Origin of the sequence: Synechococcus sp. W70.1 (genome assembly GCF_047461515.1) — a bacterium.
Lineage (GTDB): Bacteria > Cyanobacteriota > Cyanobacteriia > Thermostichales > Thermostichaceae > Thermostichus.
Window position 1 is genome coordinate 76,509 of sequence record NZ_JANSHH010000013.1, and the last position, 25,201, is coordinate 101,709.

The 25,201-nt window shown below is 59.6% G+C and carries 21 protein-coding genes; 8 read left to right on the plus strand and 13 right to left on the minus strand.

What is annotated here, in order from left to right:
• The first annotated feature begins 92 nt into the window (after positions 1–92).
• From rnc to NW808_RS02505, 7 genes are all read left to right on the plus strand, one after another.
• Positions 93–839 (plus strand): ribonuclease III, encoded by a 747-nt coding sequence (rnc, locus tag NW808_RS02475; protein ID WP_414392967.1) that lies wholly within the window; start codon positions 93–95, stop codon positions 837–839.
• Positions 840–882: 43 nt separating this feature from the next.
• Positions 883–2,916: an NAD-dependent DNA ligase LigA gene (ligA, locus tag NW808_RS02480; RefSeq protein WP_414420165.1), complete on the plus strand. Its 2,034-nt coding sequence runs from the start codon at positions 883–885 to the stop codon at positions 2,914–2,916.
• A 514-nt stretch (positions 2,917–3,430) separates the two neighbouring features.
• On the plus strand, positions 3,431–4,777 hold the full coding sequence (gene clpX, locus NW808_RS02485) for an ATP-dependent protease ATP-binding subunit ClpX (RefSeq protein ID WP_414392971.1): 1,347 nt from the start codon (positions 3,431–3,433) through the stop codon (positions 4,775–4,777).
• A 27-nt stretch (positions 4,778–4,804) separates the two neighbouring features.
• On the plus strand, positions 4,805–5,512 hold the full coding sequence (locus NW808_RS02490) for a potassium channel family protein (RefSeq protein WP_414410719.1): 708 nt from the start codon (positions 4,805–4,807) through the stop codon (positions 5,510–5,512).
• Positions 5,513–5,525: 13 nt separating this feature from the next.
• Complete coding sequence (locus NW808_RS02495; protein WP_414420166.1) at positions 5,526–6,959, plus strand: TrkH family potassium uptake protein; 1,434 nt, start codon at positions 5,526–5,528, stop codon at positions 6,957–6,959.
• Positions 6,960–7,133: 174 nt separating this feature from the next.
• Positions 7,134–8,210 (plus strand): phosphotransacetylase family protein, encoded by a 1,077-nt coding sequence (locus tag NW808_RS02500; RefSeq protein ID WP_414420167.1) that lies wholly within the window; start codon positions 7,134–7,136, stop codon positions 8,208–8,210.
• A gap of 26 nt (positions 8,211–8,236) precedes the next feature.
• Complete coding sequence (locus tag NW808_RS02505; RefSeq protein WP_414420168.1) at positions 8,237–8,737, plus strand: ribonuclease H family protein; 501 nt, start codon at positions 8,237–8,239, stop codon at positions 8,735–8,737.
• Position 8,738: 1 nt separating this feature from the next.
• On the opposite strand, the gene NW808_RS02510 is transcribed toward NW808_RS02505, so the two are convergent.
• Both NW808_RS02510 and NW808_RS02515 read right to left on the minus strand, forming a co-directional pair.
• Positions 8,739–10,535: a glycosyltransferase gene (locus tag NW808_RS02510; RefSeq protein ID WP_414420169.1), complete on the minus strand. Its 1,797-nt coding sequence runs from the start codon at positions 10,533–10,535 to the stop codon at positions 8,739–8,741.
• Entirely contained in the window at positions 10,475–11,605 is a 1,131-nt protein-coding gene (locus NW808_RS02515) for a hypothetical protein (protein WP_414420170.1), read from the minus strand. Before NW808_RS02515 ends, NW808_RS02510 begins: the two co-directional genes overlap by 61 nt.
• 554 nt (positions 11,606–12,159) lie before the next feature.
• On the opposite strand from NW808_RS02515, the gene NW808_RS02520 reads away from it, so the two are divergent.
• Positions 12,160–12,378: a hypothetical protein gene (locus NW808_RS02520; protein ID WP_414420171.1), complete on the plus strand. Its 219-nt coding sequence runs from the start codon at positions 12,160–12,162 to the stop codon at positions 12,376–12,378.
• Here the strand turns inward: NW808_RS02520 and NW808_RS02525 are convergent.
• From NW808_RS02525 to NW808_RS02575, 11 genes are all read right to left on the minus strand, one after another.
• Positions 12,357–13,097 (minus strand): response regulator, encoded by a 741-nt coding sequence (locus NW808_RS02525; protein WP_414420172.1) that lies wholly within the window; start codon positions 13,095–13,097, stop codon positions 12,357–12,359. The two genes, NW808_RS02520 and NW808_RS02525, sit on opposite strands and share 22 nt — an antisense overlap.
• Before the next feature lie 46 nt (positions 13,098–13,143).
• Positions 13,144–13,947 (minus strand): sensor histidine kinase, encoded by an 804-nt coding sequence (locus NW808_RS02530; protein WP_414420173.1) that lies wholly within the window; start codon positions 13,945–13,947, stop codon positions 13,144–13,146.
• A 43-nt stretch (positions 13,948–13,990) separates the two neighbouring features.
• A complete protein-coding gene (locus NW808_RS02535) occupies positions 13,991–15,451 on the minus strand; it encodes a sensor histidine kinase (protein WP_414420174.1) in 1,461 nt (486 codons plus the stop codon).
• A 95-nt stretch (positions 15,452–15,546) separates the two neighbouring features.
• Entirely contained in the window at positions 15,547–16,533 is a 987-nt protein-coding gene (locus NW808_RS02540) for a pentapeptide repeat-containing protein (protein WP_414420175.1), read from the minus strand.
• Positions 16,534–16,578: 45 nt separating this feature from the next.
• Entirely contained in the window at positions 16,579–18,015 is a 1,437-nt protein-coding gene (locus NW808_RS02545) for a hypothetical protein (protein WP_414420176.1), read from the minus strand.
• A 127-nt stretch (positions 18,016–18,142) separates the two neighbouring features.
• Positions 18,143–19,201, minus strand: coding sequence for a ribosome small subunit-dependent GTPase A (gene rsgA / locus NW808_RS02550; protein ID WP_414420177.1), 1,059 nt, complete (start codon positions 19,199–19,201; stop codon positions 18,143–18,145).
• Positions 19,198–19,461 (minus strand): sulfurtransferase TusA family protein, encoded by a 264-nt coding sequence (locus NW808_RS02555; RefSeq protein WP_414406188.1) that lies wholly within the window; start codon positions 19,459–19,461, stop codon positions 19,198–19,200. Before NW808_RS02555 ends, rsgA begins: the two co-directional genes overlap by 4 nt.
• Entirely contained in the window at positions 19,458–20,639 is a 1,182-nt protein-coding gene (gene dnaJ / locus NW808_RS02560) for a molecular chaperone DnaJ (protein WP_414411886.1), read from the minus strand. The genes NW808_RS02555 and dnaJ overlap by 4 nt, the downstream gene beginning before the upstream one ends.
• 74 nt (positions 20,640–20,713) lie before the next feature.
• Positions 20,714–22,522, minus strand: coding sequence for a molecular chaperone DnaK (gene dnaK, locus NW808_RS02565; RefSeq protein WP_414420178.1), 1,809 nt, complete (start codon positions 22,520–22,522; stop codon positions 20,714–20,716).
• A 147-nt stretch (positions 22,523–22,669) separates the two neighbouring features.
• Positions 22,670–23,398, minus strand: a complete 729-nt coding sequence (grpE, locus tag NW808_RS02570; RefSeq protein ID WP_414410529.1) for a nucleotide exchange factor GrpE — start codon at positions 23,396–23,398, stop codon at positions 22,670–22,672.
• Positions 23,399–23,533: 135 nt separating this feature from the next.
• Positions 23,534–25,195, minus strand: a complete 1,662-nt coding sequence (locus tag NW808_RS02575) for a bifunctional metallophosphatase/5'-nucleotidase (RefSeq protein ID WP_414420179.1) — start codon at positions 25,193–25,195, stop codon at positions 23,534–23,536.
• Positions 25,196–25,201 lie beyond the last annotated feature (6 nt).

Below are 25,201 nucleotides of genomic sequence, written 5' to 3' on the forward strand. Positions count from 1 at the left end.
GATTTGGACAGAAACTCAGCGCCTAGGGGGTTAAGGGCGGTTTTGCCTTCCTGCCCTCCTCCCTCAAGGGCTGCAAGTTTGGCTTGAGCTGTATGGTTGAACTCATCTTGCCCCGTCGTCGCTTGCTGGAGCAATTGCTAGCTCGCCTAGGGTTCAAAGATCCCACCTGGCTGGAGCAATTGCGCTGGGACTTACTGGATCAGGCTTTGATTCACCCTTCCCGGGATGGCCAGCGCAACAACGACCGGCTAGAGTTTCTGGGGGATTCCGTCCTACGGATTTTGGCCACTGAGTTCTTGTTCCAGTCCTATCCTCACCTGTCAGTAGGAGAACTAACAGCAATTCGCTCCGATCTCATCAGCGATGCTCACCTAGCGGAACTGGCGGATCTGCATGGCCTGGAGCGTTACCTCGAGCTGGGATCTAGCTGCCAAAACGACTTGGCGGGTCGGGCACGACGCTTGGCGGATGCTTTTGAGGCCCTGCTGGGATCCCTGTACCTAAGCTGGGGCATCCACACCCTGTCCCGGCTGCACCCCTGGCTGGATCCCTACTTTCGCCAACGGGTAGAGCAGTGGTTCCAGGATCCCACTCGTCGCAACCCCAAGGCTGCGCTGCAGGAGCTAACCCAGCGCTGGTGGGGCATTTTGCCAGAGTATCGCCTCGTGGCTGCCCAGGAGCACCCGCCCCGTTTCACCATGGAAGTTTGGGGCCAAGGCCAATGCTGGGGCCGCGGCGAGGGGCGCTCCAAAAAGGCGGCGGAAATGGCCGCTGCCGCCCAAGCCTACCAATACCTGCAGGAGCAAAAATTGGCAGATACGCCTCCCCAAGGCTGCTAGAACAAGCGTAGTGCTCCCCTAGGGGCTAGCTGGATACGACGGTATGGATCCCAAACTGGAAGAACGCGCCCGTGAGCTGCGCGCCCTGCTGCAAAAAGCCAGCATCGCCTACTACGTCCACAATGCCCCCATCCTGGAAGACAGCGTTTACGACCGCCTCTACCGCGAGCTGCAGGAGCTAGAGCAGGCCCATCCCGAGCTGATTACCCCCGACAGCCCCACCCAGCGGGTAGGGGAAAAACCCGCTGAGCAGTTTCCTACGGTTTCCCACCGCGTTCCCCTCTACAGCTTGGAAAATGCCTTCAACCTGGAAGAGCTTAAAGGATGGCAGGAGCGCCTGCTGCGGCTGCTGGGGCGGACTCCTGAAGAAGGGGAGCTGGAGTACGTGTGCGAGCTGAAAATCGATGGCGCGGCCCTGGCGCTGACCTACGTGGATGGGCTGCTCCAGCGGGGGGCCACCCGCGGCGATGGCCAAGTGGGCGAAGACATCACCCCCAATGTCCGTGCCATCCCTTCCATTCCCCTGCGCTTGGCAACCGCCAATCCCCCGCCAGTCCTGGAGGTGCGAGGAGAGGCCTATCTTCCCCTTGCCGAGTTCGAGCGCATCAACCGCGAGCGCTGCTCCGCTGGGGATCCTCCCTTTGCCAACCCGCGCAACTGCGCCGCCGGCACCTTGCGCCAATTGGATAGCCGCGTGGTTGCCGCCCGCAAGCTTAGCTTCTTTGCCTATGCTCTCCACTGGCCGGAGGGGTGGCCTGCCGGGGATCCTCCCCAAACCCAGTGGGAGTGTCTGCAGCGGCTGAAAGAACTGGGATTGCCTGTCAATCCTCTTTCCCAGGTCTGCCGGAACCTCCAAGAGGTGGCCCAGTTCTACGAGCGGTGGCGGCAGGCCCAGCTTCCCTATGCCTGCGATGGGGTGGTGGTTAAACTCAACTCCCTGCGGCTGCAAGAGGAGGCCGGCTTTACGCAAAAATTCCCCCGCTGGGCCATTGCCCTCAAATACCCTGCCCAGGAAGTCCCCACCCGCATCCGCGCCATCGTGGCCAGCGTGGGCCGCACTGGGGCCGTTACACCAGTGGCGGAGCTAGAGCCGGTGCTGCTAGCCGGCACCACCGTCAGCCGCGCCAGCCTGCACAACGCCGATCGCCTCGAGGAGCTGGATGTCCACATTGGCGACACCGCCATCGTGCGCAAGGCAGGCGAGATCATCCCTGAGGTGGTGGGGATCCTCAAGGAGCTGCGCCCCCCCGATGCCGTTCGCTATCGCCTGCCCAGCCACTGTCCCGAGTGCGGCACCCCTTTGGTTCGCCCTGCTGGCGAGGCGATAACCCGCTGCCCTAATCCCGACTGTCCCGCCCAGATTAGGGGTCAACTGCAGCACTGGGCTAGCCGCGACGCTCTGGATATCGAAGGCCTAGGGGAAAAGCGAGTAGCCCAGTTGGTGGAAAAGCTAGGAGTGCGCACCGTAAGCGATCTCTACCGCCTCACCCCGGAACAGTTGGAAAGCTTGGAGGGGATGGGATCCCGCTCCAGCCAGAAGCTGGTACAAGCCATCCAGCGCTCCCGCCAACAGCCCTGGGAGCGTGTGCTCTACGGCTTGGGGATCCCCCATGTGGGAGTGGTAACTGCCCAAACTTTGGCCCAGCACTTCCCCACTCCTGAACTCTTGGCCCAGGCCAGCATCGAGAACATCGCCCAAATCTACGGGATAGGAAGAGAAATTGCCGAGGCAGTGGTGTCCTGGTTTGCCGATCCAGCCCACCAGCAGCTCCTGCAGGAGCTGCGCGAGTTAGGGATCCCTGCCCTGCCTCAGCAAAAGTCCCCTATAGCTGCTCAGGTGCTGGCTGGGAAGAAGTTTGTGATTACCGGCACCCTGCCTACCCTGTCTCGCCAGGAGGCCAAGGCTTGGATTGAAAGCCGCGGCGGCAAGGTAACCGCCAGTGTTAGCCGCCAAACAGACTACGTGGTGGTGGGTTCAGACCCTGGCTCCAAGCTCAAAAAGGCTCAAGAATTGGGGATCCCCCTGCTGAGCGAAGCGGAGCTGTTGGCCTTGGATCCTGGCAATCCCCATTCTTAAGTGGAGCCTCAGGGAAAAATTTAGGCGGCCCAGCTTGTCCTGGCCTTGGAGATGGTTTATATTCAACTCTGTGAGGAGTGAACGCCGGAAGGGGAAGCGGACGAAACAAGGGCAGTCCCTTCCCCTTTTGGATGCAACAGACACGTGTCAAGACCTGCCTTGGCCTTGCTCAGGAACAGTGCAGAGCCCTCTTCTTCCCCGCCAGTCCCCTTGGCAGCAGCCGGCGATGTTCTCCTATCATAGAAGTAGCGGAGACGCATGTTTCCGTTCACTCCTCACACCATCCGCCGCTCGGCGTCAAGTCGAGCGGTTTTCCTATGGGCTTTTCCCCCTCTAAGGTAAGCTCAAGCCAGGCAGCGCCAGAAGGGATCCCTGGCAATGGAAGTGTTAGACTAGGAATACTTGGCTCACCAGGTTATTTGCCTTTCTAGCCAACTCATCTCACCCTGCGGCGAGGGAAGGCAAGCCACTTTTTCGGGTACCTACTTCAGCAGCCAACAGCGACGAGGATCCCATGGCCAAGCATGACTCCCAATTGCGGTGTTCCTTCTGCAACAAGTCTCAGGATCAGGTACGCAAGCTGATTGCAGGGCCAGGGGTCTACATCTGCGATGAATGTGTGGAGCTATGCAACGAAATTCTGGAGGAGGAGCTCTACAACGGCAACAGCTCGCCAGCCTCAGCTCCTGCTGCCAGACGGCGGGAAGCTCCTAAAAAGCCCCCGCGCGGCTTGCCTTCTTTGGCTCAGTTGCCTAAGCCGCGGGAGATTGTGCGCTATCTCGACCAGTACGTGATTGGCCAAGAGAAGGCCAAGAAGATCTTATCGGTAGCAGTCTACAACCACTACAAGCGGCTAGCTGCCAAAGCCAATCCTGGCAGCGCTGGGTTGGCAGAGCTGGAGGAGGTGGAGCTGCAAAAGTCCAATATCCTTCTCATTGGTCCTACTGGATCTGGCAAGACCCTCTTGGCTGAGACCCTGGCCCGCCTGCTGGATGTGCCTTTTGCCGTTGCCGATGCCACAACCCTTACAGAAGCTGGCTATGTGGGGGAGGATGTGGAAAACATCCTACTGCGCCTGCTGCAGGTGGCCGACATGGATGTGGAGCAAGCCCAGCGCGGCATTGTCTACATCGATGAAATCGACAAGATTGCCCGCAAGAGCGAAAACCCCTCCATTACTCGCGACGTTTCCGGGGAAGGTGTCCAGCAGGCCCTGCTGAAGATGCTTGAGGGGACGATTGCCAACGTGCCTCCGCAGGGAGGTCGCAAGCACCCCTACCAAGATTGCATTCAAGTGGATACCTCCAACATTCTCTTCATCTGTGGAGGGGCCTTTGTCGGCCTAGAGAAGATCATCGAGCAGCGCATTGGCAAAAGATCGGTGGGGTTCATCAAGCCAGGGGATCAACCAGCGGTTACTCGCGAGCAACGCCTAGCCGATGCTCTCAAGGCGCTGGAGCCGGAGGATTTGATCAAGTACGGCATGATCCCGGAGTTCATCGGGCGGCTGCCAGTGGTGGCTACGCTGGATCCCCTGGACGAGAAGGCCCTCGAGGCCATCTTGACGCAGCCTAAAAATGCCATCCTCAAGCAGGCCCAGAAGCTGTTGCGCATGGACGGAGTGGAGCTGGAGTTTGAGCCAGCTGCCATTTCTGCCATTGCCAAGGAGGCCTACCGCCGCAAAACCGGGGCACGGGCGCTGCGGGCGATTGTGGAAGAGCTGATGCTGGATGTGATGTACGAGGTTCCCTCGCGGCGCGACATCAAGCACGTGCGTATTACCGCCGAGATGGTGGAGCGTCGCTCTACGGGCGAGTTGATCCCTCACCCCTCCACCTTGCCCAAGCCGGAGTCTGCCTAAGATGACAGCTCTGCCGAGCCCGGCTGCATGGCTTATGATCGATGTCTGGTTTTGGCAGAAAGGCTCAGGGGGTGGATGGGGCGGGCAGAGCGAGAGTATGCGGTAATTGGGCTGGGGCGCTTTGGCACAAGTTTGGCCCTCACGCTGATGGAGCGAGGGCATAACGTTTTGGGGATCGACCGCAGCCGCGAGATCGTGCAGCGCCTGGCGGACCAGCTGACGCAGGTGGTGGCGCTGGATTCCACCGATGAAGACGCCCTGCGGGCGGTGGATATTCCCTCCTTTGACACGGTGGTGGTGGCCATTGGTAGCGATTTCGAGAGCAATTTGCTGACGACGGTAGCCCTCAAGAGTCTGGGGGTACGTAATGTTATCTGCAAGGCTTCCACGGAGCGGCAGCGCTCGATTCTCTTGCGAGTAGGGGCAGATCGGGTGGTGCTGCCGGAGCAGGAGGCAGGGCGGCGCTTGGCGCAGGTGCTAACAGCACCAGGGATCCTGGATCAACTGGAGCTGGAGCCCGGCTACAGCATTACTGAGCTGGAGGTGCCGGAGGCCCTGGTGGGTCATACGCTAGCGGAGTCGGACTTGCGCCGCCGCTTTGGCATCACGGTTCTAGTCGTGAAGCGAAAACAATCGCTGGTGGTCTCGCCGCCAGCAGACTATGTTCTGGAGAAGGGAGATCTGCTGGTGGTGCTGGGGGCCAACACCAACATCTCGCGGCTGAATGAGATGTAGGGGTAAAGGTTCGATGAGAGAGGGCCGCGTCCCGCCGTTGCAACCGGAGGGGGCTGAGCGCTGGAGTTCCCCCCGCTTTTCTTCTCAGTCTCGGCTGCTGGCCAACCCCTTACAGCGGCTCTTTTTTGGAGACAGGCGTCGCCCGCTGCCACCGCCATCACGGTTGGTGGTCGGACTGGGCCTGTTGGTGGTGGTGGGGACTTTGCTGCTTAAGCTGCCGGGGATCGGCCGGGGGGATCCCTTGAGCTGGAATGAGGCCCTGTTTACGGCCACATCGGCCCTGAGCGTGACGGGGCTCTCGACGATTGTGGCGGCAGAGGATCTCACTTTCCTAGGCCAGATCCTGCTGCTGCTCCTCATCCAAATTGGCGGGGTAGGCTTCATGGTGGTGGCGGTGGTGGTGTTTCAACTGCTTGGGCGGCGCATTTCCCTGCTCAATCGCCTGGCCCTCTGCAACTCCCTGGGCCTGATCGATCCGGGGGCAATCCTGGAATTGACGCGGCGGGTGCTGATCGGGGTTACCCTCATTGAGCTGGGGGGGGCCTTGCTGCTCTGGGTGCACTGGCGGGATCTCTATGGCCCGGGTCGGGCGGTTTTTCTGGCAATTTTTCACGCCGTCTCTGCTTTTTGCAATGCCGGGTTTGATCTATTTGGGCAAGAGGGGATCCCCACCGATGGACTGTCGCTGGCGATCTTGGGCACTCTCATTTTTATCGGCGGCCTGGGCATCCCGGTTTTGTCGGATTTGTTGACCTGGCCGCGGGGCCACCGCCCCTCTTTGCACACCCGCATCACTCTGGTTGTGGTGGTGGTTCTGCTCTGCACAGGCGGCTTGGGGATGTTTTTGGCCGAGAGTTTGCCTGGCGGCTCTCTGCGCGAGCTAAGCTGGCCTCGCCGCCTGGGCCTGGCGTTTTTTCAGTCGGTTTCGGCCCGCACTGCTGGGTTTGCCGGGATCCCGATTGAGGATTTGACACCAGCAAGCCAGTTGCTGCTGATGACGCTGATGTTTATCGGCGCGGCACCGGCCTCGATGGGAGGCGGCACCACCACTGGCACCTTAGCGGTGTTGGTGCTGGCCTTGTGGGGCTACGCCCGCGGCTTGCCCAGCGCTCAGATTGCCGGGCGCAGTTTGGATCCCTCGATGGTGCGCAAGGCAGCAGCGGTGTTGACGGTCTCCCTGTTCGTGGTGCTATTGGCAACTTGGCTGATCTTAATTACCCACCACAACAGCAGGCTGGAGCCGGTGCTCTTCGAGGTTATTTCTGCTTTTGCTACCTGTGGCCTCTCGACGGGGTTCACGGGGGAGCTCAACCTCTTCGGCCAACTGCTCATCGTCTTGGTGATGTTCTGGGGCCGGCTGGGGGCGCTGACCATTGTCTTGGCTCTGGCCCAACAGCAGCCCCGTCCGCTGGTGACCTACCCCGAAGAGGCGATCTTAATTGGCTAACCTCTTGCTCTCGGCCCTGGGGAACTTGAAGGAAGAGGAGGCGTCTTAGCTTGTAGTTGGGATGGGAAGCAGCCCTGAAGCAAGCTTTTCCCCAAGCCGTTTCCGTTAGACTGAGTAACAAAACAAGTGGCTTCAGCCACACCCTTGGTGTCCCTGACCTCTCAGGAGCTCTGCGTGTCTAAGTTCCTCCTTATCGGCTCGACGGAGCCTTGCAGCGGCAAGTCATCAGCCATCTTGGGTTTGGCTAAGCATCTGCAGCAGCAGGGGGCGAAAGTTGCCTATGGGAAGCCGCTCGGAACAGGCGACAGAGGAATGGATCCGGATGTGCGCTTTATAGCGGAAACCCTGCGGCTGAGCCAGATGCCCCCCATGCTCCTTCAGCTTGACGAAGCAGCTTGGCTGGCTCACCTGCGGCAGTCTCCTCCGGATTCAGCTCGCTCGGTTGCCTCTCTGCTGGAGTTTGTCAAGGCATCCCCTGCGGATTTGGTTCTGCTAGAGGGCCCAGCCGATCTCTACGAGGGAGAGGTGTTCGGCCTTTCCTTGGCCAAAATGGCCCAAGCTCTGAATGCTCCAGTGCTGCTGGTCAGCCGCTACCGTTCCCCTTCGGCGGTCGATGCTCTTCTCTTTGCCCACCGCCAACTGGGATCCCACCTGTGCGGCGTGTTGCTCAACGATGTGCCGCCCGACCAAATGGGGCCAGCCCAGGTCGTCGTCCGACCTTTTCTGGAAGCGCGAGGGATCCCGGTTCTGGGCATTTTGCCCTCCCATCGCATTTTGCGCAGCGTCAGCGTCGGCAAGCTGGTGCGGCAACTGGAAGCGGAGGTGCTCTGCTGTCCGGACCGGATGGATTTGATGGTGGAAAACATCGCCGTGGGAGCGATGAACGTCAACGCTGCCCTGAAATATTTCCGCAACCTGGAACACAAGGCAGTCATCACCGGCGGCGATCGCACCGACATTCAACTGGCTGCCCTGGAGACTTCCACCCTCTGCCTGATCTTGACCGGCAAGCTACCTCTTGATCCCCGCGTTCGCTCGCGGGCAGAGGAGTTGGAAGTGCCGATCCTCTCGGTAGATCTGGATACCTTCACTACCATTAACCGCATCGAACGGCTTTTCGGCCAAATCCCCCTGCACGAGGAGGTGAAAGTCCGCTGTATCCAGGAACTCATGTCAGCAAACTTTGACTTTTCTCGCCTTTACGCTCGTTTGGGCTTGACACAACCCTTAGCGTCGGTGTCGGGCGCCTAGAAAAGCTGTCCTGCGCTTTTCCACTTATGGCTAAGATCTCCCAGCCAGGCAAGACCTCTGTAGCTCAGCCTCCTCAGCTAGTTGCATGTCCCCACAGCGGCATCTTTACCGATGGGGGCTGTTCTCCCAACCCAGGACCAGGGGGATGGGCGGTAGTGGTGGTTCGAGACAACCAGGTTGTGGAAGAGTTTTGGGGAGGGGATCCCGCCAGCACCAACAACCGCATGGAATTGACCGGCCTCATTCGGGCCTTGCAATACTGCCGGGATACGCTGGGCAACGCGGTAGAGACCATCTACAGCGACTCCCACCTTTGCGTGCAGACTTATAACGATTGGATGGAGCGCTGGGCAGCCCAGGGATGGCGGCGGCGCACAGGGCCAGTGGAAAACTTGGATCTGGTTGAGGAGTTATATCAACTCAAGCAGGAGTGCCCTCAGGTGCGGGTGGTCTGGATCCCAGCCCATCGGGGTCTGCGCTGGAACGAGTATGTGGATAAGCTGGTCGCCCGCGCCCGACCCAAGTAATTCATCGCCTCACGGCAGAGTGCAAGACTTCCTGAACCGTTCTGGCCATGCGCTCCCAGGTAAAAGACTTGACCCACTCCAAGCCTTTGCTGATTTTTTCAGCGCGCAGCTTCGGATCCAAGACCTGAACCATCGTATCTGCCAGGGAATCTTCTACGTAGAACGCAGCATCTCCTCCCGCTTCCACCAAGGCAGAGTTGGGATAGATGATGACAGGGGTTCCACAGGCCATGGCCTCCAATACCGGTAGCCCAAATCCTTCATAGGCACTTGGGTAAACCAGAGCTACAGCATTCTGGTAGGCATGAACCATGCCCTGTAGATCTAGGCGAGCGCTGAAGACAGGCTGAGGAGCTGCAGCTTGCCGGTAGGTCTCTGGAACAAACGACCCATAGGTGCAAAGGACAGGAAAGGGCTTGTAAGACCACTGCTGATAAGCCTCGAAGAACAACTCGTGTCGTTTGTAGGTTCCTTGCGAGCATTGAATGAGTAGCCAGTGTTTGGGGGTAGCCGAGGGATCCGGCTTGAACACACTGGTGTCAACTCCGGGGTGAGCTACCACCGCCTCTTTCCCAGTTAGGCGAAGGAGGTCACGGGCTGTGTTTTGGCTAACCGCTATGATGCGAGTGGCTACTTCAAGGGCGGCGTGCTTTTGGCGCCACATGGGGTCTGACAGATCAGAACCCAGTACTTCAGGGATCATGTCATGGAGCAGGAGCACCTGAGGAACGTCAGGAGCTAGATAGGTATAGTAAGTGCTCATAAAAACGTCCGCCCCCGACCAAGCAAAGGCTTGCCGCAACTCAGGATCATCCCAGTAGGCGTAGCTAAAGGGATGTCCCTGCATTCTCTCTACACCTTGGGGTAGCTCTCCTATGCCGCCCCGATCGTAGAAAGTAACGCGAATCCCAAAGCAGGGCAATTCCCGCAGTAGGTTGCGCCAAACCGTAGCAATACCACTTTGGGCAAATTGGAAGAACACTCCGTCCACAAACAGGTGAAGGCGCTCCCGCACCTCTACCACTAAGGGATCCCCGTATGCCCAGGGGAAAAAGGGCTGCAGCGAGCAGGGCTTTTCCGCTTTTTGCAGCTCTTCCCAGGCTTTTACGGCCCCTTGATAGCCGTAGTAGGACTCCTTAAACTCCACCTGCTTTCGCAACGCATAGGCATAGTGGTCAAACACTAAGCCCTCTGCTTCTGCTTGGTCTGCAGTCAAAACCTTCTTAGGAACCTGTCCATTTCGGGTTAATATGGGCGGCTCGTGAGTTTGCCACTCACACTCAGCGGGATCCCACCTCCAAACTCGCCACCACTCCATCTGAGGGTTGTTGCCCCACTTGCCTTTGTTGTCCAACACAAGATTGGGGCCCACAAAGTAGCGACAGTAGAACTGAGCTGCCTCTAAACTGGGGTCTGCTTCAAATCGTCGATGCACCCGTCGGATTTGTTCAGCTGTCCAAATCTCATCAGCATCCAACTGCCACAGCAAGCAGGGATAATCAGGCTGAGCTGCCCTGACCATTTCGATTTTGCCATCCCAAAACTGGCCATCAGGCTTCTGAACCAGCCGAACACGGGTATCCTTGGCCGCCAAGTCTCTCAAGTATTCAACTGTGCCATCTAAGCTGTGCCCTTGAGCATACTCCTCAGGGATCCGGCCACCGTTGGCCAAACTCCACCCTGTGTCATGCCGCAAGGCAGCAACGCCCTCAACTACCACCCATTGCCAGGGGATCCCTAACCTATCCAACTGACAGAGGACAGAGTAGTGGCGCTCAATGTAGGGTTGTCCATCCAATACAATGGTGAAGAAATGAAATGAATAGGAAGGGTAGCTTTAATATCCTTAAAGATGGCAAAGCCGTTGCGGGCATTTCCCCAGCGAATGAGTCGGTAGCCATAGCTGGAGAGCTCCGTCAAGCAACGGCTGTTCTTAAAAGCGAAGATGTCATCCAGGGCAATATACTTGGGACGAGCACCTCGCTCTAAAAAAACCTGCAGGTCATACCAGCCTGTAAACTCGCCGCCGTCAATGAGAAGAAGGTCGGGGTTGGGAACTCGGCTTGCCCCATCTGTGGGAACAGACTTGAGTAAATCTTGTCCCTCCTGGTGCCATTCCAGAGCCTGCTCTCGGCTATAGGGGACCCAGAAGCTGGAGCAAGATTTCAGCCATTCTTCCACCTCCTCCACTGTAGCAATCCTAGGCTGGGCAGCAGCGTGAATGGGAATGCAGCGGGGATCCTTGCTTACCCTTCTAGCCAACTCTTTGTAGCGCTCAGGATGAGCTTCTATGCTGTAGATGCGAACAGAGTCAGGAAGGGCGTAGCGCAAAACAGCTGTAGATCCCTCGCCACTACTTGCTCCTATCTCGACTACCACTTGCAGAGAAGAATCCCTGCAGATTTCTGCAAGAGCCGTCCCGAAAGGTTCATCCAGTCGAATCTCTGGTGGGATGTACCACTCTGGCTGAGCAGAGTCATTTTTTCGTTGTTGACCGACCCAATGACTATAAGCAACAGCAGCTTCTCGATGGTAGAAATGATAGAGGGAACTAACTTGAGATGAAAAGGCATCAGGTTCGTCTTGAAAGAGGTCGTAAAGATATCGAGTAATCTGGAATAGCCACAGGCGCGCCACCTCCTCTCCCAGCGGAGGATCATAAAGGGAGTTGGCAAAAGCGTCGGGTGGCCAATCTTCTAGGATTTGTTTCAGCACTAGACACACAGAATCCTCTTCCCCAGCTTTGGCGAAGTAGTCAAGGCTGTGTCCCAGGAGCTGGAGTCGCTGGTAGTCGCGTGCGGGCAGCTTCAAGGCTTCCTGCCGCATGCGTTCTGCAACAGGCTGATAGACAATCGAAAGAACCTGCAAAAATCGCCTTGCCTGTGGCCACAGCAATCCTTCCGGAGATCCACCCCCATACCTTTCCGCAAACTCAGGGGCAATGGATAGAGCAATGGTCCCCAGGAGAATTGAAGGGATACCTTCTTGCTCAGCTTGGGCAAAAAAGTCAGAGTAAGATCCTTGCCAAGATAAAGCTCCTAACTGCTCGAAGTTCTTGGCTTGTGTCACAGCTAGTAACCTCTAGTGCTCTTCCCTACAGGCGGAGAAAGTGACTCTGCCCAAGCATAGCAAGGGTTTCAACTTTTGGAAAAGGGAGGACTCCTAGGGAAGGTAGAACTACCTCTTCGGATACTCACTATTCCAATCTCGTCGGTAGCGCACGGGGCAAGTATTCCATGCGCTTCGGTTTGCTAAGGCTAAAGGGAAGATGGTGCTAGGCGCAACTTCTACTCAAGAACTTGGCTTCGTGGGCCTCTGCCCAAGTGCTGCGATTGGCTACAACCACTAGCTGCCTAAGTAGCTATCACGCAGCCTCAGCTTCGTCTCCAGTTTCGTCCCCAAACTCTCCCCCTCTCTTGATTGTGGTTGGAAGCTCTTGGCTTCTGGGATCCTGTCAGCTCAGGCTTCCTGACGATGTTCTGCCAGAGACAGCGCTGGTTCCTCCGTCGGCGCCCCTGGCGCTGGCCTTTTCCACCAAACCGGAAGAGGTGAAGGAGCTGCAAGCCTGGGCTGGGGATCGGCTGGTTCAGGAGGCGGGAGCGCAAGTAATGGAAGCGGACTACAACCGGATCAGGCCGTAGGTGAGGGCGTAGCGCACCAGCTCCGTGCGGCTGCTGGTGCCCGTCTTGTTCAAGAGGCGGGTGACGTATTTTTCCACATTGCGCACGCTGGTCTGCAGTTGCTTGGCGATCTCCTTGTTCATCAACCCCTCCGCCACCTTCTCCAGCACCTGCTGTTCTCGTGGCGTCAGCTCTACCTTGATGGGTGGAGGCAAGGAGGTAGGAGCGGAGGGCTGTGGAGGAGGAGCGGCAGCCAGGGTACGCTCCGACAACAGGGCGCGAATCGAGGCCAGCTCGCGGGCCACCACTTCCGAGGGGCTAGCCGCGCGGGAGCGCTCAATGAGATTGGAGACAATGGCCACCAGCTCTTCTGGATCGAAGGGCTTGGGCAAGTAGGCATCGACGCCGGCCCGGTAGCCCTGGATGCGGTCGGCGGTCATCCCTTTGGCGGTGAGGAATACCACCGGCAGATGGCTGTAGGGCTCGAGTTTTCGCAATTGCGCCAAAAATTGGTAGCCATCCATGCCCGGCATCATGATGTCAGAGATGATTAGCTGGGGCTGGGCCGTGCTGAGCAGTTGCAGAGCCTGTTGGGCGTTGGCAGCCGGGATCACCTCGAAGCCGCTGTCCTCGAGGTAGGCTTGCACCGCTTCCCGCAGGCCCGGCTCGTCATCCACCAGCAGGATGCGGGCCGACTTGCCAGTGGCGGTTTCGGGTTTGGCGTGGTCAGAAGGGGCCATTGTACAACTCCTGGCTAGCTTTCAAGGTTTTGCAGAGGTTTAACCTCTAGGAGGGCGTGGGCAAGCGGAGGCGGAAGCAGGAGCCTTGGGGGGAACTTTCCACCTGGAGATCTCCTCCCATTTGGGTAGCCAAGTCGCGGCTGATGGCCAACCCCAGACCCTGCCCGGGCTTGGTGAGATCGGCGCGAAAAAACGGATCGAAGATCCGCTCCAGGTTTTCGGGATGGATGCCGGGGCCGCTGTCACAGACGGCAATCCACACCTCCTGCTGAGCGGGGCCGTTGGCCTCTTCCTCTGCAGGCCTAACCTCCACCCTAAGCTGGATGGTGCCTGGCGGAGGGGTATATTTGCAGGCATTGTCGATGAGGTTGTCCAACACCTGGCGCAGAGCCCGGGGATCCGCCTGAACTGGGGGCAGCGAGGAGGGCAAAACGGCTTGGAAGCAATGCCCCTGGGTCTCTGCCAGGGCTTGGTAGAGAGGGATCCACTCCTGGAGCAAGTCGGTTAGGGCGAGGGGTCGGAGCTGCAGGGGGCCTGGAACTCCATCCAGGCGCTCGAACTCGCCCAGTAAGTCTTGCAGGCGCTTACACTCTTTTTCGATACTGAGCCCAATCCAGTGGTTGCGATCTTCAGGGGGCAAGTGCTTTTGCAGCAGCTTGGCCAGCATGTTCAAGGTCGTGATTGGGTTGCGCATCTGGTGGATGAGGGTGGAAAGCTGCTGAACAGGCAGCGTGATCCTTTCTCCTGGGCTGGCAGCCCTGGCCTTGTAGGCAGGCTCAGGCTCTGGCTGGGGCTGGGCAACTTTTTTTCTTGCTGGCATGGATCCCCCCTCTCGGCTCTCCTGGGGCACATAAATGGATCCTAGCCCTATCTCCTCGAGCCTGGGATCCGGACTAGAGCTGGCGGGGTAAGTAGATGTTGAGAATTTCCCCTTGCCGAGCCCGGTGGCGCACAGTGAGATAGCCCCCCAAGGCCCGGAACAGGGTTTGGGCCACTGGCAGGCTGAGGCTAATGGCCCCAGTGTCTGGCTGCACCACCAGCAACTGGCCAATTGCTTGAGGAGACTTGAGTTCCAAGCTAGAGGTGTCACTCCCCTCGGGGGTGTTTACCTGAAACTGCAGCTTCACCAGCTCGCCAGCACTGAGCAATTGGGCGCGGATGTGGCTGCCAGCGGGGGTACTGCGGGCCAAGCGGTCGATGATTCCAAATAGCACCGCTTCCAGGGCCTTGGGATCGCTGACCACATCGGGCAGCTCGGCAGGGATCTCCAACTCCAAGCGGGATCCCCGCCGCTCTACCTGGTCTTGCCAGCGCGGCAGGTTTTGCCGCACTAGATCCACCAGCGCAATCGGCTCCAGTTGCAGTCGGCGCCCCTCCCCTTTCCCAGCAGGGGGCATCACTGTCTCAGTGGCTTGGAAAAAGAGGCTGAAGCGGTTGATTTGCTCGGTACACTCGCGGTCAATCTTTTCCACGTATTCCCGCACCCGCGGTGGCAGGTCCTGCCGCTTCAGGATGAGACTGGCCAGGGTGCGGATGGTGCTGAGGGGAGTCTGGATCTCGTGGATGAGAGCTCGCAATAGCTCCGCCTCCGAGAGGCTGCTCTGGGAGCTTGGCGCAGCAGGGGTGCGGGTGTTTTCTGCCACAGCGGAAGGGGGCTTCTGCGACTTTTCTTTGGGTCGGGCTGCCCGGCTTTCCCCTTCGGTTCTGGCGGGAGGCAGGCGGGCAGGCGGGGATCCCGCCTCAGCGAGTGAACCCAGCAGGAGAAAGCTGCTAAAGCGAGCCAGCACCCGCCCAGGAGGCTTGGTCAGGGGGTAGTGGAGAGCCAGCTCCCGCCAAGCGGCTAGCTGCTCGGGTTTGCTCTGCTGCACCCGTTCCTCCAAGTTCTGCCAGGCCCGCCGGACCACTTCCGGCTCGAAAGAGAGCATCATTCCCCTTTGGCGGGTGTGGGGGTGGTACCCCTGGACGGCTATCACGGCAAAAGCAGGCGTAAGCAGCAGCAGAAATGGCTCCTCCACCAGTGGATCCTGGGGCAAGAGAGGGATCACGGTGTGGCCAGGAGCTGGGATAGACTCCGGCGGCAAATTCGGCGTAAACAGCCAGGGGGTCTCCCGCGCAAGCTCTCCGGGGCGGCATGGCAACGCCTCCAGGGACGGCGGATCCCCTATCATCCAAAAAGGCCACCAGGGTACCGGCCCGCCGATAACCACGCCAAATTGACCCACCTCCTGCCATAGCCGCAGCAGCGCAGCCACCGCCTGCTGCCAGACGCGCCCCCCTGCCCCCGGCAACCATTCTGGCAGGGGCAGCTCAGCCCAAAGGGCCTCCAGCAGGGACAGAAATCGGCGGCTGTTCACGGACCCTCTGCTCCCACCCCTCCCCTGGTAGAGTAGCGGTTGCCATGCCCCTCAGACAGCGGAAAACCTCACCTTTAGCGGGGTGGATCCCCGCCTTAGCCAGTTCGCCCATCGGGAAGCGTGGCTCCACGCAAGTTGGCCCCCTTGAGGTTGGCCGTGCTCAGATCGGCGCGCGTGAGGAGGGCGTTGCTGAGATCAGCATTTTCTAGGTTGGTGCGACCCAAGTAGGCGTCCACAAGGTTGGCAGACCGCAGATCAGCTCCAGCCAGATTGGCTCGACTCAGATCCGCCCGCGCCAGCTTGGCCGAGCACAGACAGGCAGCAAAAAGATCGGCACCCTCTAGAGTTGCTTCGCTAAGGTTGGCCTCTGCCAAGTTGGCCTGGCTAAGCTTCGCCTCCTTCAAATTGGCCTTTCCCATCTGCGCCCCTTGCAAGTTTGCGCCCAAACAGCAAACCTCCCTTAGGTCAGCGTTGCTGAGGATGGCTCCCTGCAAGCAGGCTTGGTGCAGGTTGGCCCCCTGCAAGTGCGCCCCAACTAGACTAGCCTCTTTGAGGTTGGCCCTGCTGAGATTGGCCCGCGTCAGATCTGCTCCCGATAGGTTGGCCCCCCTAAGATCGGCGCGGCTGAGGTTGGCGCTACGCAACACCGCCCCTCGGCGGCTCTCGTAGCGGAGATTGGCTCCACGCAGGCAAGCCCCCTCCAGGTTGGCGCTGGTCAAGTCGGCCCAGCGGAGATCGGCATCGATGAGGTTGGCGTCAATCAACAGGGCCAGCCTCAGGTTGGCCCGGTGCAAGTCCGCCCCTTGCAAGGTGGCACCGTGCAGTTGAACATCCCTGAGATCTGCCTCGCTCAAGTCGGCCTGGTTGAGGTTGGCTCCACTGAGGTCGGCTCCCACCAGGTTGGCTTTGCTTAGCTTGGCTCGCCCCAAGTAGGCAAAGATGAAGCTAGCTCTCTGCAGGTTGGCCTGGGAGAGGTCTATCCCAATTAAATCGGCTCGGCTGAGGTCAAGGGCGGCCAGGTTCTCGCCTACGAAGGAAGTGCGACCCCCTCGGTACAGCCGGAGCAGATCTTTAGCATCCATAGCAGGCTGGTCCGCTTCTAGCAGCCATTTTAAGAGGCCCGACTCTCAGGCCAGGCCAAACAGACGGCGCTCCGCCTCCTCCATGCGCGCTAGGAAGGTGGTGAACTTGGTCGAGATAGCCTCGATTTCCTGCAAAAAGGCGCGCAAGGTCTGGTACTTGAGAACTAGGGCCTCCTCGAGAGGATGGCTCTGCAACTGCTCCTCTAAGGCTTGTCCCAACTCGCTCAGAGCATTTTCAATGGCGGCTTTGAGCGTGCCACTGCTGCGCCGTACCAAGCGCATGACCTCCTGCTGCAGGTGAGGCTTCTGCTGGGCCAGATCGCTATTGGCCAGCACCTGCCGCAGGGCCGCATAGGGATCTCCTGGCTGAGGTGGCGTCTCGACCCCTTCTTCTGTCGGCCTTAGCAAGCGCCACTCGGATTGCTCCAGCTTTTCGAGGATCCCTCTAAACAAGGCGGCGGATCCCTCAAAGTCTTTGAGAAAGCCGCGCAGCACCTGGTGCTTGAGGGTGAGGTATTGGGCTGGATCCTCGTCCTGCAGGAGCTCGTCCAGGGCATTGCCCAAGTCGCTTAGGGTGTTCTCGAGGGTAACCATCAGGGATCCGGCGCTGCGCTGCAGCAGTTGGCGGCAGGGTTCTGGGAGCTCTTGGGCTGCGATGGCAGGAGGGCCAGCTAGGGAAAGTTCCGGCTCCAGCCAGCTCATGCCACTGGACTCCACCCCCCCAGCCGCACTTTCCCCTTGTAGCCAGTCGAGATCAGCAGTGGGGGTTTCGGCAGCCAGCCCCCCGCCGGCAACCGTTTCTAGGGGCACATAAGCGTAGAGGGGCTGCAACATCTGCAGCAGGGCATTGGCTGCCTGGGCATCTTGCTCAGGTTCCTGGAGTTGCCGCACCGCCTGCTGCAGCCGCGCCTCTAGCTCCTGGGGGGAGTTGCAGGCTTCGTAGAGGGCCTTGAGCAATTCGTCGAGGCTATAGCGCCTCAGGGTCGCCAACCCTTGCCCTGTGGGCTCTAGCTTGTGGTACAGCGCTGTAAACAGAACCAGCTTGGCCCGCAACGGACTGGTCTGCTGCATCAGCCCAGCCCGCAGCTCAAACGGATCATAGGCCTGCTTGTGCAGGCGTAGGCCGCCGTACTCCAGCGGAGGAGCCTCCCTGGCTGAGCTGCTGAGATCCCTTTGGGGTAGCTGAGAAGGTTGGTAGAGGGGCTGGAGCTTGCTCAGCAGCAGCTTGGCGATGCGGGCGTATTCCGCCTTTTTGTTAAGGCAATGGATGGCGTCGCGAAAACGCTGGCCCAGGTCCTCAAGGGTCGCATGCTCACGGCAGAGCTGCTCCAACAGGGCCCTTAGCTCCTCTTCGCTCAGCTTGCTGGCGTCGTTGGTCCAAGTGCGGGTGCAAGTGAAGTAAACCAGCTTTTTCACTCGGTCTGCGTACCCGCCCTGCTGCACCGCCTGCACAACAAGGCCAAGGGGATCCGAGAGAGCCATAAGAGCTGCTACGCGAGAGCTTTAGGCTTAGGCTGTTTCTGGAGGAGCATGGCCCAAGAGGTACCACCATCATCACATCATGAAGCAAGCGGCGGAGACAATAACCTTGGCTGCGGCAGAGGCTGCCTCAATCCTCCTGCCAGTCGAGTTCGGGATTGGTTAGGACCTGACGGCTCTGCTTGCGGCAGGGAAAGTGATGTCTTTCCCCGCTTGGCTTGAAACTTGCCGCTTGCGCTTCCTGGAGTTCGTGTAAAAGCTGCAGGTAGAACGCTCGCCGCTCCCAGTCCAGCTCCCGCAGCCCACAACCCGGCTCCCGATCGTGCAGGCAATCGCGAAACTGGCAGGTGCCCAGTCGCTCCCGCACCTCCGGAAAGCAGTGGATTAGCTGCTGAGGTGAAACCGGCGGGATCCCTTCGCCAGCATTGAACCCCGGCGAATCGGCAATCCAACCGCCTTCTGGCAGAGGGAACAGCTCCACGTGGCGAGTGGTGTGCCGCCCCTGGCGCAGCTTCTCTGACACCGCTTGGGTGGCCAGCTGAACACCTGGCAGCAGCCGGTTGAGCAAGCTGGACTTGCCTACCCCCGAGGGGCCGGCTACCACGGAGATCTGATCCCGACAACGACGGCGGAGCTCGGGGATCCCGGCCTCAGTCAGGGCACTGACCAACAGGGGCTCGTATCCCCACCGCTGCGAACGCTGTCGCCACTCCTCGGCTACCGCCGCTTCGACACAGTCACACTTGTTGAACACCACCTGAATCCGCAGGTGGCTGGCCTCTGCTTGTACCAGCAGACGGCTGAGGGCGTCGGGGTCAGGCTCCGGATCCGCCAGAGCCACCACCACCAGGACCTGGGTCACGTTGGCAATGGCCGGCCGCGACAGCTGAGTTCGCCGCGGCAGAATGGCCTCAATCGCCCCCCGCTCTGGCCAAAGAGGAGCAGCCACTGGGGGCAGGCTAACCTCCACCCAGTCTCCCACCATCACCTGCTGCCCCCCTTTTTTGAGCTTGGCCCGCGCTGTGCAGAGGAGCTCTGCCGGCAGCGGCTTTTGGGCGGGGAAATGCCCCTCGATCTCGGGAAAGAGGTCAGCCAGCTCGGGATCGATGCGCACGCGATAAAAGTTGGCCTGGGCAGCTCGCACCCAGCCGGTGCAAGTGGATCCCTGCCCCTCCCTCCGGTGGCTCATGCCAAGTTCCCACGGCGTACCCAGAGGATGTAATATCCCTCGGGCGCCGCTTGTTGCCCTTCAATGGAATGGCCCGCCATCGTCAAGCTCTTGGGCACCTGCTCCAGGGGCTCCCCTGCATCCAGCCACAGCTCTAGCAGCTCCCCCGGGGCCATGCGTTCTAGGCGCAACTTAGCGCGCACGTAGTTGAGCGGACAGGGGATCCCGCGCTGATCCAGAACCAGCTTTACGTCTTGGGGGGGAACTGCCTCTGCCATCATTCTTCCTCCCGCTCCCGATGGCCAGGCATTTGGGCTAGCCCACGCAACAGCCCGCTCAAGAAGCTATCCCGCTTGTTGGTGCGTTCTCCATGCAGCTCAGCCAAGCGTAGGAGCAACTCTCGCTCTTCTGCGCTGAGGCGGGTGGGGATCTCCACCACCAGCGTGACTTTGTGGTCACCCCGCACCGCTGGGTTGCCAAGACGCGGCACCCCCTTGCCCTCCAAAACCAGCACCGTGCCTGGCTGGGATCCAGGGGGGATGACTAGCTCCGTTTCTTCCTCTAGGCCGGCTTTTGAGTCTACCGTGGGCACTGAGACTTTGGCTCCCAAGATAGCTTGCAGGTAGCTCACCCGCACCTCGGAGAGAATGGTGAGGCCATCCCGCTGGAAGTCGGGATCCGGCTCGACCGACAGGTAGACATAGAGATCTCCTGGCGGGCCGCCACGCCGACCGGCGTCTCCTTCGCCTGCAACCCGCAAACGGGTGCCGCTGTCCACGCCAGCAGGGATGTTGATGCGCAGCTTCTTGGTAGTCTGGATCACTCCCTCTCCGTTGCAGTGGGAGCAGGGCTCCTCCAGCACCTGGCCGCTTCCTCCGCAGGTGGGACAAGTGGAGACCTGGGTAAAACTGCCAAAGGGCGTTCGGGTGGCCCGTCGCACCTGGCCAATGCCGCCACAAGTGGGACAGGCTTTCATACCCCTGCCCGGTTTAGCGCCGCTGCCCCCGCAGACAGGACAGGTTTCCAGGTGGCTGATGCGGATTTGCTTTTCGCCCCCGAAGATGGCTTCAAGAAACTCCAGCTTCAGGTCAAAACGCAAATCATCCCCCCGTACCGGCCCTTGGCGGCTACGGGCATAGCCGATCCCTGCTCCGGCAAAATTGGTGAAAAAGCTCTCAAACAGGTCAGCAAAACTGCCAATGCCACCAAAATCCTGGAACCCACTGGCTGCTGCTGCTCCGCTTAGCCCTGCCTCGCCATAGCGATCGTAGCGGGCCCTTAGCTCGTCATCGGAGAGCACCTCATAGGCGCGGTTGATCTCCTTGAAGCGATCCTCAGCCCCTGGCTCCTTGTTGACATCGGGGTGGTACTTGCGAGCTAGCCGGCGATAGGCGCGCTTAATCTCCTCCTTGGAGCTACCACGGCTAACCCCCAAGATTTCGTAGTAGTCGCGGGCCATAGAAACGCTTCAGAAAAAGAAAGCTCAAACTCGCTGAAGACACAACTGGCTAGACGACCTAACGGCAACTTTGCTCAGCGAGGGCCATAAATCTCGCTCCCCATCTCCAGGAGCGCTGCCCTCAGCTCTTCCATTGCCTTCTGCAAAGTCGCTAAGTCTACGTTATCATCTGACAGCAGTGCCCTCAATGTGCCCGCTGCCCGGGCCCCCCGCTGGCGGCAGGCCTCACTGAGGCGGCTAGCATGGTCCTGCAGTGTCTTTTCGTAGTTGTAGAGCAGGCTGTCTGACTGGTTGCGGGCTTCCGCCAACTGGCGCCGGCGGCGATCTTCTTCCGCGTAGAGTTCCGCCTCCCGGCGCATCCGCTCAATCTCACTGCTGCTGAGGCCGCCGTGGTTGGTGATCGTGATACTTTGCTCAAGCCCTGTTCTCTTCTCGCGGGCTGAGACTTTGAGGATACCGTTGGCATCGATATCAAACGAGACTTCAATCTGGGGCACTCCGCGAGGGGCTGGCGGGATCCCAGTTAGCTGAAAACGGCCCAAGGTCTTGTTATCCTTAGCCATGGCCCGCTCCCCCTGCAGGACGTGAATTTCCACCATTGTCTGGCCGTCAGTGGCTGTGGAGAAGATCTGGGTTTTGCTGGTGGGAATGGTGGTGTTGCGCTCGATGATGCGGGTGAACACCCCCCCCAAGGTTTCCACGCCAATGGAGAGAGGGATCACGTCCAGCAGGAGCAGGTCTTTGACCTCTCCGCCCAACACGCCTGCCTGGATGGCTGCGCCAAGGGCCACTGCCTCGTCGGGGTTGACAGAGCGATCTGGATTTTTTTTGAAGATTTGCCGAATTTTCGCCTGAACAGCCGGGATCCGCGTCGATCCTCCCACCAGCAGCACGCGGTCGATGTCCTCCGGGGAGAGGCCCGCATCCTGCAGGGCCTGGAAAGTAGGCTCGACGGTGGCCTCTACCAGATCTCGCACCAGCTCTTCGAACTTGGCGCGGGTTAGCTCCACTTCCAGGTGCTTGGGGCCAGAGTCGTCGGCGGCGATAAAAGGCAAATTGATCAAGGTAACTTGGGTGCTGGAGAGCTCGATTTTGGCTTTCTCCGCCGCCTCCCGCATCCGCTGCAGGGCCATGCGATCTTGAGAAAGGTCGATCCCTTCCGTCTCGAGAAACTGACGGATGAGCCAATCCACAATTCGCTGGTCGAAGTCATCCCCGCCCAAGTGGTTGTTGCCAGCCGTCGCTTTTACCTCGAACACGCCGCCGCCCACCTGCAACACAGAGACATCGAAGGTACCCCCACCCAGGTCGAAGACCAAGATGCGCAGATCCTGATCCTGCTTGTCTAGCCCGTAGGCGAGAGCTGCCGCTGTCGGCTCGTTGATGATGCGCAGCACCTCCAGCCCCGCGATAGTACCGGCATCTTTGGTAGCCTGGCGCTGGGCATCCGTGAAGTAGGCAGGGACGGTAATCACGGCCTGGGTCACTGGCTCCCCTAGGTAGGCCTCCGCGTCGGCCTTTAGCTTTTGCAGGATCATGGCGGAGATCTCCTGGGGGGTGTAGGCGCGATCCTGCGCCACCACCTCCACCATGTTGTCCCGGCCAGGGATCACCTTGTAGGGAACCCGCCTCCGCTCTTCTTCGGTCTCAGCAAAGGTGCGGCCAATAAAGCGTTTGATGCTGTAGATGGTGTTTTCTGCATTGGTGACGGCCTGGCGCTTGGCCAGTTGTCCCACCAAGCGGACATTGTTCTTGGCAAAGCCGACGATGCTAGGGGTGGTGCGCCCTCCCTCAGCATTGGTAATCACCACGGGCTGACCCCCCTCCAAGACGGCCACACAGCTGTTGGTAGTCCCTAGGTCAATCCCGACAACCTTCCCCATAGCCCTTTTTCCCGCGCATCAAACGCCATCCCACCGAATCATTTTGCCCAGAGTCCCCCAGAAACCTTCAGGTGGTGCTTTCACCTTCACTGTAGCTCTCTGAAGGGGGTTAGGCTCTACTTGTCAAGGTTCATGGAAGCAGTTTTGCTAGGGACTGGGAGCAGTTTGGGAAGAATCAGGGGTATCTTCAGCGCTGGGTTGAGGGTTGGCCCCCTCGCTTGGCGAAGAAGGCTCAGGGCTAGGACTGCCCGCAGAGACAGCTACCATGGCATGGCGAATCACCACATCGCCCAGCTTGTAGCCTGGCCGATATTCGGCAACTATCACATCTTCGGGGTACTCACTGCTGGGTTGGCGGGCTATGGCTTCGTGCAGGCTGGGATCGAAGGGCTGGCCCACTGATTTCATGCGGGATACGCCCATTTTTTTCAAAGACTCCACCAGTAGGCGATAGACGCTCTGGTAACTGTTGTGCAGTTCCCGCTCGCGCTCAGTCTCGATCCTTAACTGCTGCTGGGCCCGCTCAAAGCTATCTACAACCGGCAGGATCTCCAGCACAAATCGCCGTCGTTCCCTTTGGCTAAGCTCCTCCTGTTCTCGCTGAGTACGCTTCCGGTAGTTCTCAAAGTCAGCGTAAAGGCGTATGTAGGAGTCTTCTTTCTCTTTCAGTTTCTGGCGCGTTATTTCCAACTCCTGCTGGAGCTGCCTGAGGGTCTCGTTGAGATCTGGAGAAGCCTCGCTAGGGGAGGTGCCGACCTCTGCTTCACGGTCTTCCAAAATGAGCTTCTCCAGCTCTGCTTCCACGTTGATTTCTTCTTCCTGGAGCTCAGGATAGGTCTCTTCTGGGGGCATCGGTTGCTTTTCTTCAGCAGTCATAAGGACAAGCACCAAGCAGTAGCCACAACTGCCGAGTTTGGCGCCTCAGAACCACTGCTGTACTCAGCCAAACCAGGCTCTATGCTGATCGTATTCTACCGGCTGCTCTAGCGGCCAGTTGTGGCGTTGGTGGCTCTAGCCCACCAGCAGACTCTCCTGGGATCGATCCAAGCTCCGGGGAAAGTAGATCTCGGCCAAGTTGGGGATGAGGTGCCAGTTGTGGCTGTAGATGGGCTGGAGGGGGGAATGGGTGCGGATGTGGCGAGCGAGAAAATCGCGGATGCTCTCGGCAGAGATCCAGAGCATTTGGGCTTCCTGGAACATGCTGTAGCCACCGCCTCCACCGGCGCGGTAGTGGTTGATGGCTAGGCGAAAGGTTTGCTCCGGTTGCACCGGCTGGCCGCGAAATTGCAAGCTGACCAGGCGCTCGCCCACGGGCCGAGTGAGGTCAAAGCAATAGTGGATACCGTGGTAGAGGTCGAAGGTGTAGCCGCGAGCCTCGGGGGCGACGACAGCCTTGGGATCGGCTGGCAGGTGCTTGGGATCCAACTGGCGAAAATACCCAGCCGTCTGCTCGAGAGCGCGCCGCAGAATGTCGCCGGTGATCTCCAGAAGGCAGAGGGTGTTGTCGTAGACGGTGAGGCTGTAGGCGTCTTGCAGGAAGATGGGGCCTGCCGCCAACCCCGCATTGCTACAGATGTTAACCAGAGAGAGCTCCGCCGAGAGGCCGGCCTCCCGCACCGCCTGCAGTTGGGCCTGATGCAGCAGCTCCGCTAGAGGATTGGCTCCCAAACGGGCTGCCAGCCCGCCGCGATAGGCACAGCAGGCATAGCCAATAGGCTGGCGGATGTAGCGCAAGGTAGCTTGGTGGTAGGGCTCGGTGAGGGCTAGGAATTGGGGATCGGCCGGGATCCCTTCTGCCGCCAGCAACTGGGCGGTTTTGCGAACCACTTGCCAGCCACTGCCGTGGCGCTCCAGCTCTAGGGAAACTTGGGAAAGGTGGCTACCCCAGTAGCCGGGCTGGACAACCAGGGCCTTAGCTCCCCCTAAGCCCGCAATGGTCTGATGGGTATGGCCGGAAAGGATGACATCGATGCCCTCAAGCTGGGCCAAAGCCAGCAGCTCGTTTTCCCCTGCCAGACTCTTGTTGCTCACCCAGCCGGAGCGCTCCAGGCTAAGCCAGGCCTCGGGGGTGCGCAGAGGGGGCAACTGGTCAGGGCCGCTGTGCAAAATCAGCACCAGCACGTCCACCTGAGGCCGCAGCAGCGACAGGTAGTGCTGGGTCGTTTCCAGCAGGGGGGCAAAGCGCAGCCCTGCGATGTAGTCGGGACGCTCCCAGGTGTCGATGCGGGGAGTGGTCAGCCCCAACAGGCCAACGCGGATCCCGCCCACTTCCCGGATGACGTAGGGTTGGAAGAGGGGATCCCCGTTGTGGCGGAGAATATTGGCGCAGAGGGTGGGACAGCGGAGGTCGGCGGCGAAATCCTGCAGCACCTGCAGCCCAAAGTTGAAGTCGTGATTGCCTGGCGTGAAGGCATCGTAGCCAAGGGCGTTGAGAGCCTGGGCTATGGGGTGAGGAGAGGCCCGCTCCACCTGGGCGTAGTAGGTGCCTAAGGGGGATCCCTGAATGGTGTCGCCGCTATCAATGAGCAACACCGGGTCTTGGCTGCTAGCCCGCACCTCCTTGATCAGGGTGGCTACCTTAGCTAGGCCGTGCTCTGCAGGGCTCCCGGTAAAGTAGTTCCAGGGATGCAGGTTGGCGTGGAGATCGGAGGTGTGGAGAATTGTTAACCTCATTCCACT

Excerpts from the sequence above, each read along its gene's own strand:
- NW808_RS02540 (WP_414420175.1), bottom strand. The coding sequence starts at position 16,533 with ATGGATGCTAAAGATCTGCTCCGGCTGTACCGAGGGGGTCGCACTTCC.
- ligA (WP_414420165.1), top strand. The coding sequence starts at position 883 with ATGGATCCCAAACTGGAAGAACGCGCCCGTGAGCTGCGCGCCCTGCTG.
- NW808_RS02575 (WP_414420179.1), bottom strand. The coding sequence starts at position 25,195 with ATGAGGTTAACAATTCTCCACACCTCCGATCTCCACGCCAACCTGCAT.
- dnaJ (WP_414411886.1), bottom strand. The coding sequence starts at position 20,639 with ATGGCCCGCGACTACTACGAAATCTTGGGGGTTAGCCGTGGTAGCTCC.
- grpE (WP_414410529.1), bottom strand. The coding sequence starts at position 23,398 with ATGACTGCTGAAGAAAAGCAACCGATGCCCCCAGAAGAGACCTATCCT.
- NW808_RS02555 (WP_414406188.1), bottom strand. The coding sequence starts at position 19,461 with ATGATGGCAGAGGCAGTTCCCCCCCAAGACGTAAAGCTGGTTCTGGAT.
- rnc (WP_414392967.1), top strand. The coding sequence starts at position 93 with ATGGTTGAACTCATCTTGCCCCGTCGTCGCTTGCTGGAGCAATTGCTA.
- rsgA (WP_414420177.1), bottom strand. The coding sequence starts at position 19,201 with ATGAGCCACCGGAGGGAGGGGCAGGGATCCACTTGCACCGGCTGGGTG.
- NW808_RS02505 (WP_414420168.1), top strand. The coding sequence starts at position 8,237 with ATGGCTAAGATCTCCCAGCCAGGCAAGACCTCTGTAGCTCAGCCTCCT.
- NW808_RS02545 (WP_414420176.1), bottom strand. The coding sequence starts at position 18,015 with ATGGCTCTCTCGGATCCCCTTGGCCTTGTTGTGCAGGCGGTGCAGCAG.
- NW808_RS02525 (WP_414420172.1), bottom strand. The coding sequence starts at position 13,097 with ATGGCCCCTTCTGACCACGCCAAACCCGAAACCGCCACTGGCAAGTCG.
- NW808_RS02490 (WP_414410719.1), top strand. The coding sequence starts at position 4,805 with ATGGCTTATGATCGATGTCTGGTTTTGGCAGAAAGGCTCAGGGGGTGG.
- dnaK (WP_414420178.1), bottom strand. The coding sequence starts at position 22,522 with ATGGGGAAGGTTGTCGGGATTGACCTAGGGACTACCAACAGCTGTGTG.
- clpX (WP_414392971.1), top strand. The coding sequence starts at position 3,431 with ATGGCCAAGCATGACTCCCAATTGCGGTGTTCCTTCTGCAACAAGTCT.
- NW808_RS02495 (WP_414420166.1), top strand. The coding sequence starts at position 5,526 with ATGAGAGAGGGCCGCGTCCCGCCGTTGCAACCGGAGGGGGCTGAGCGC.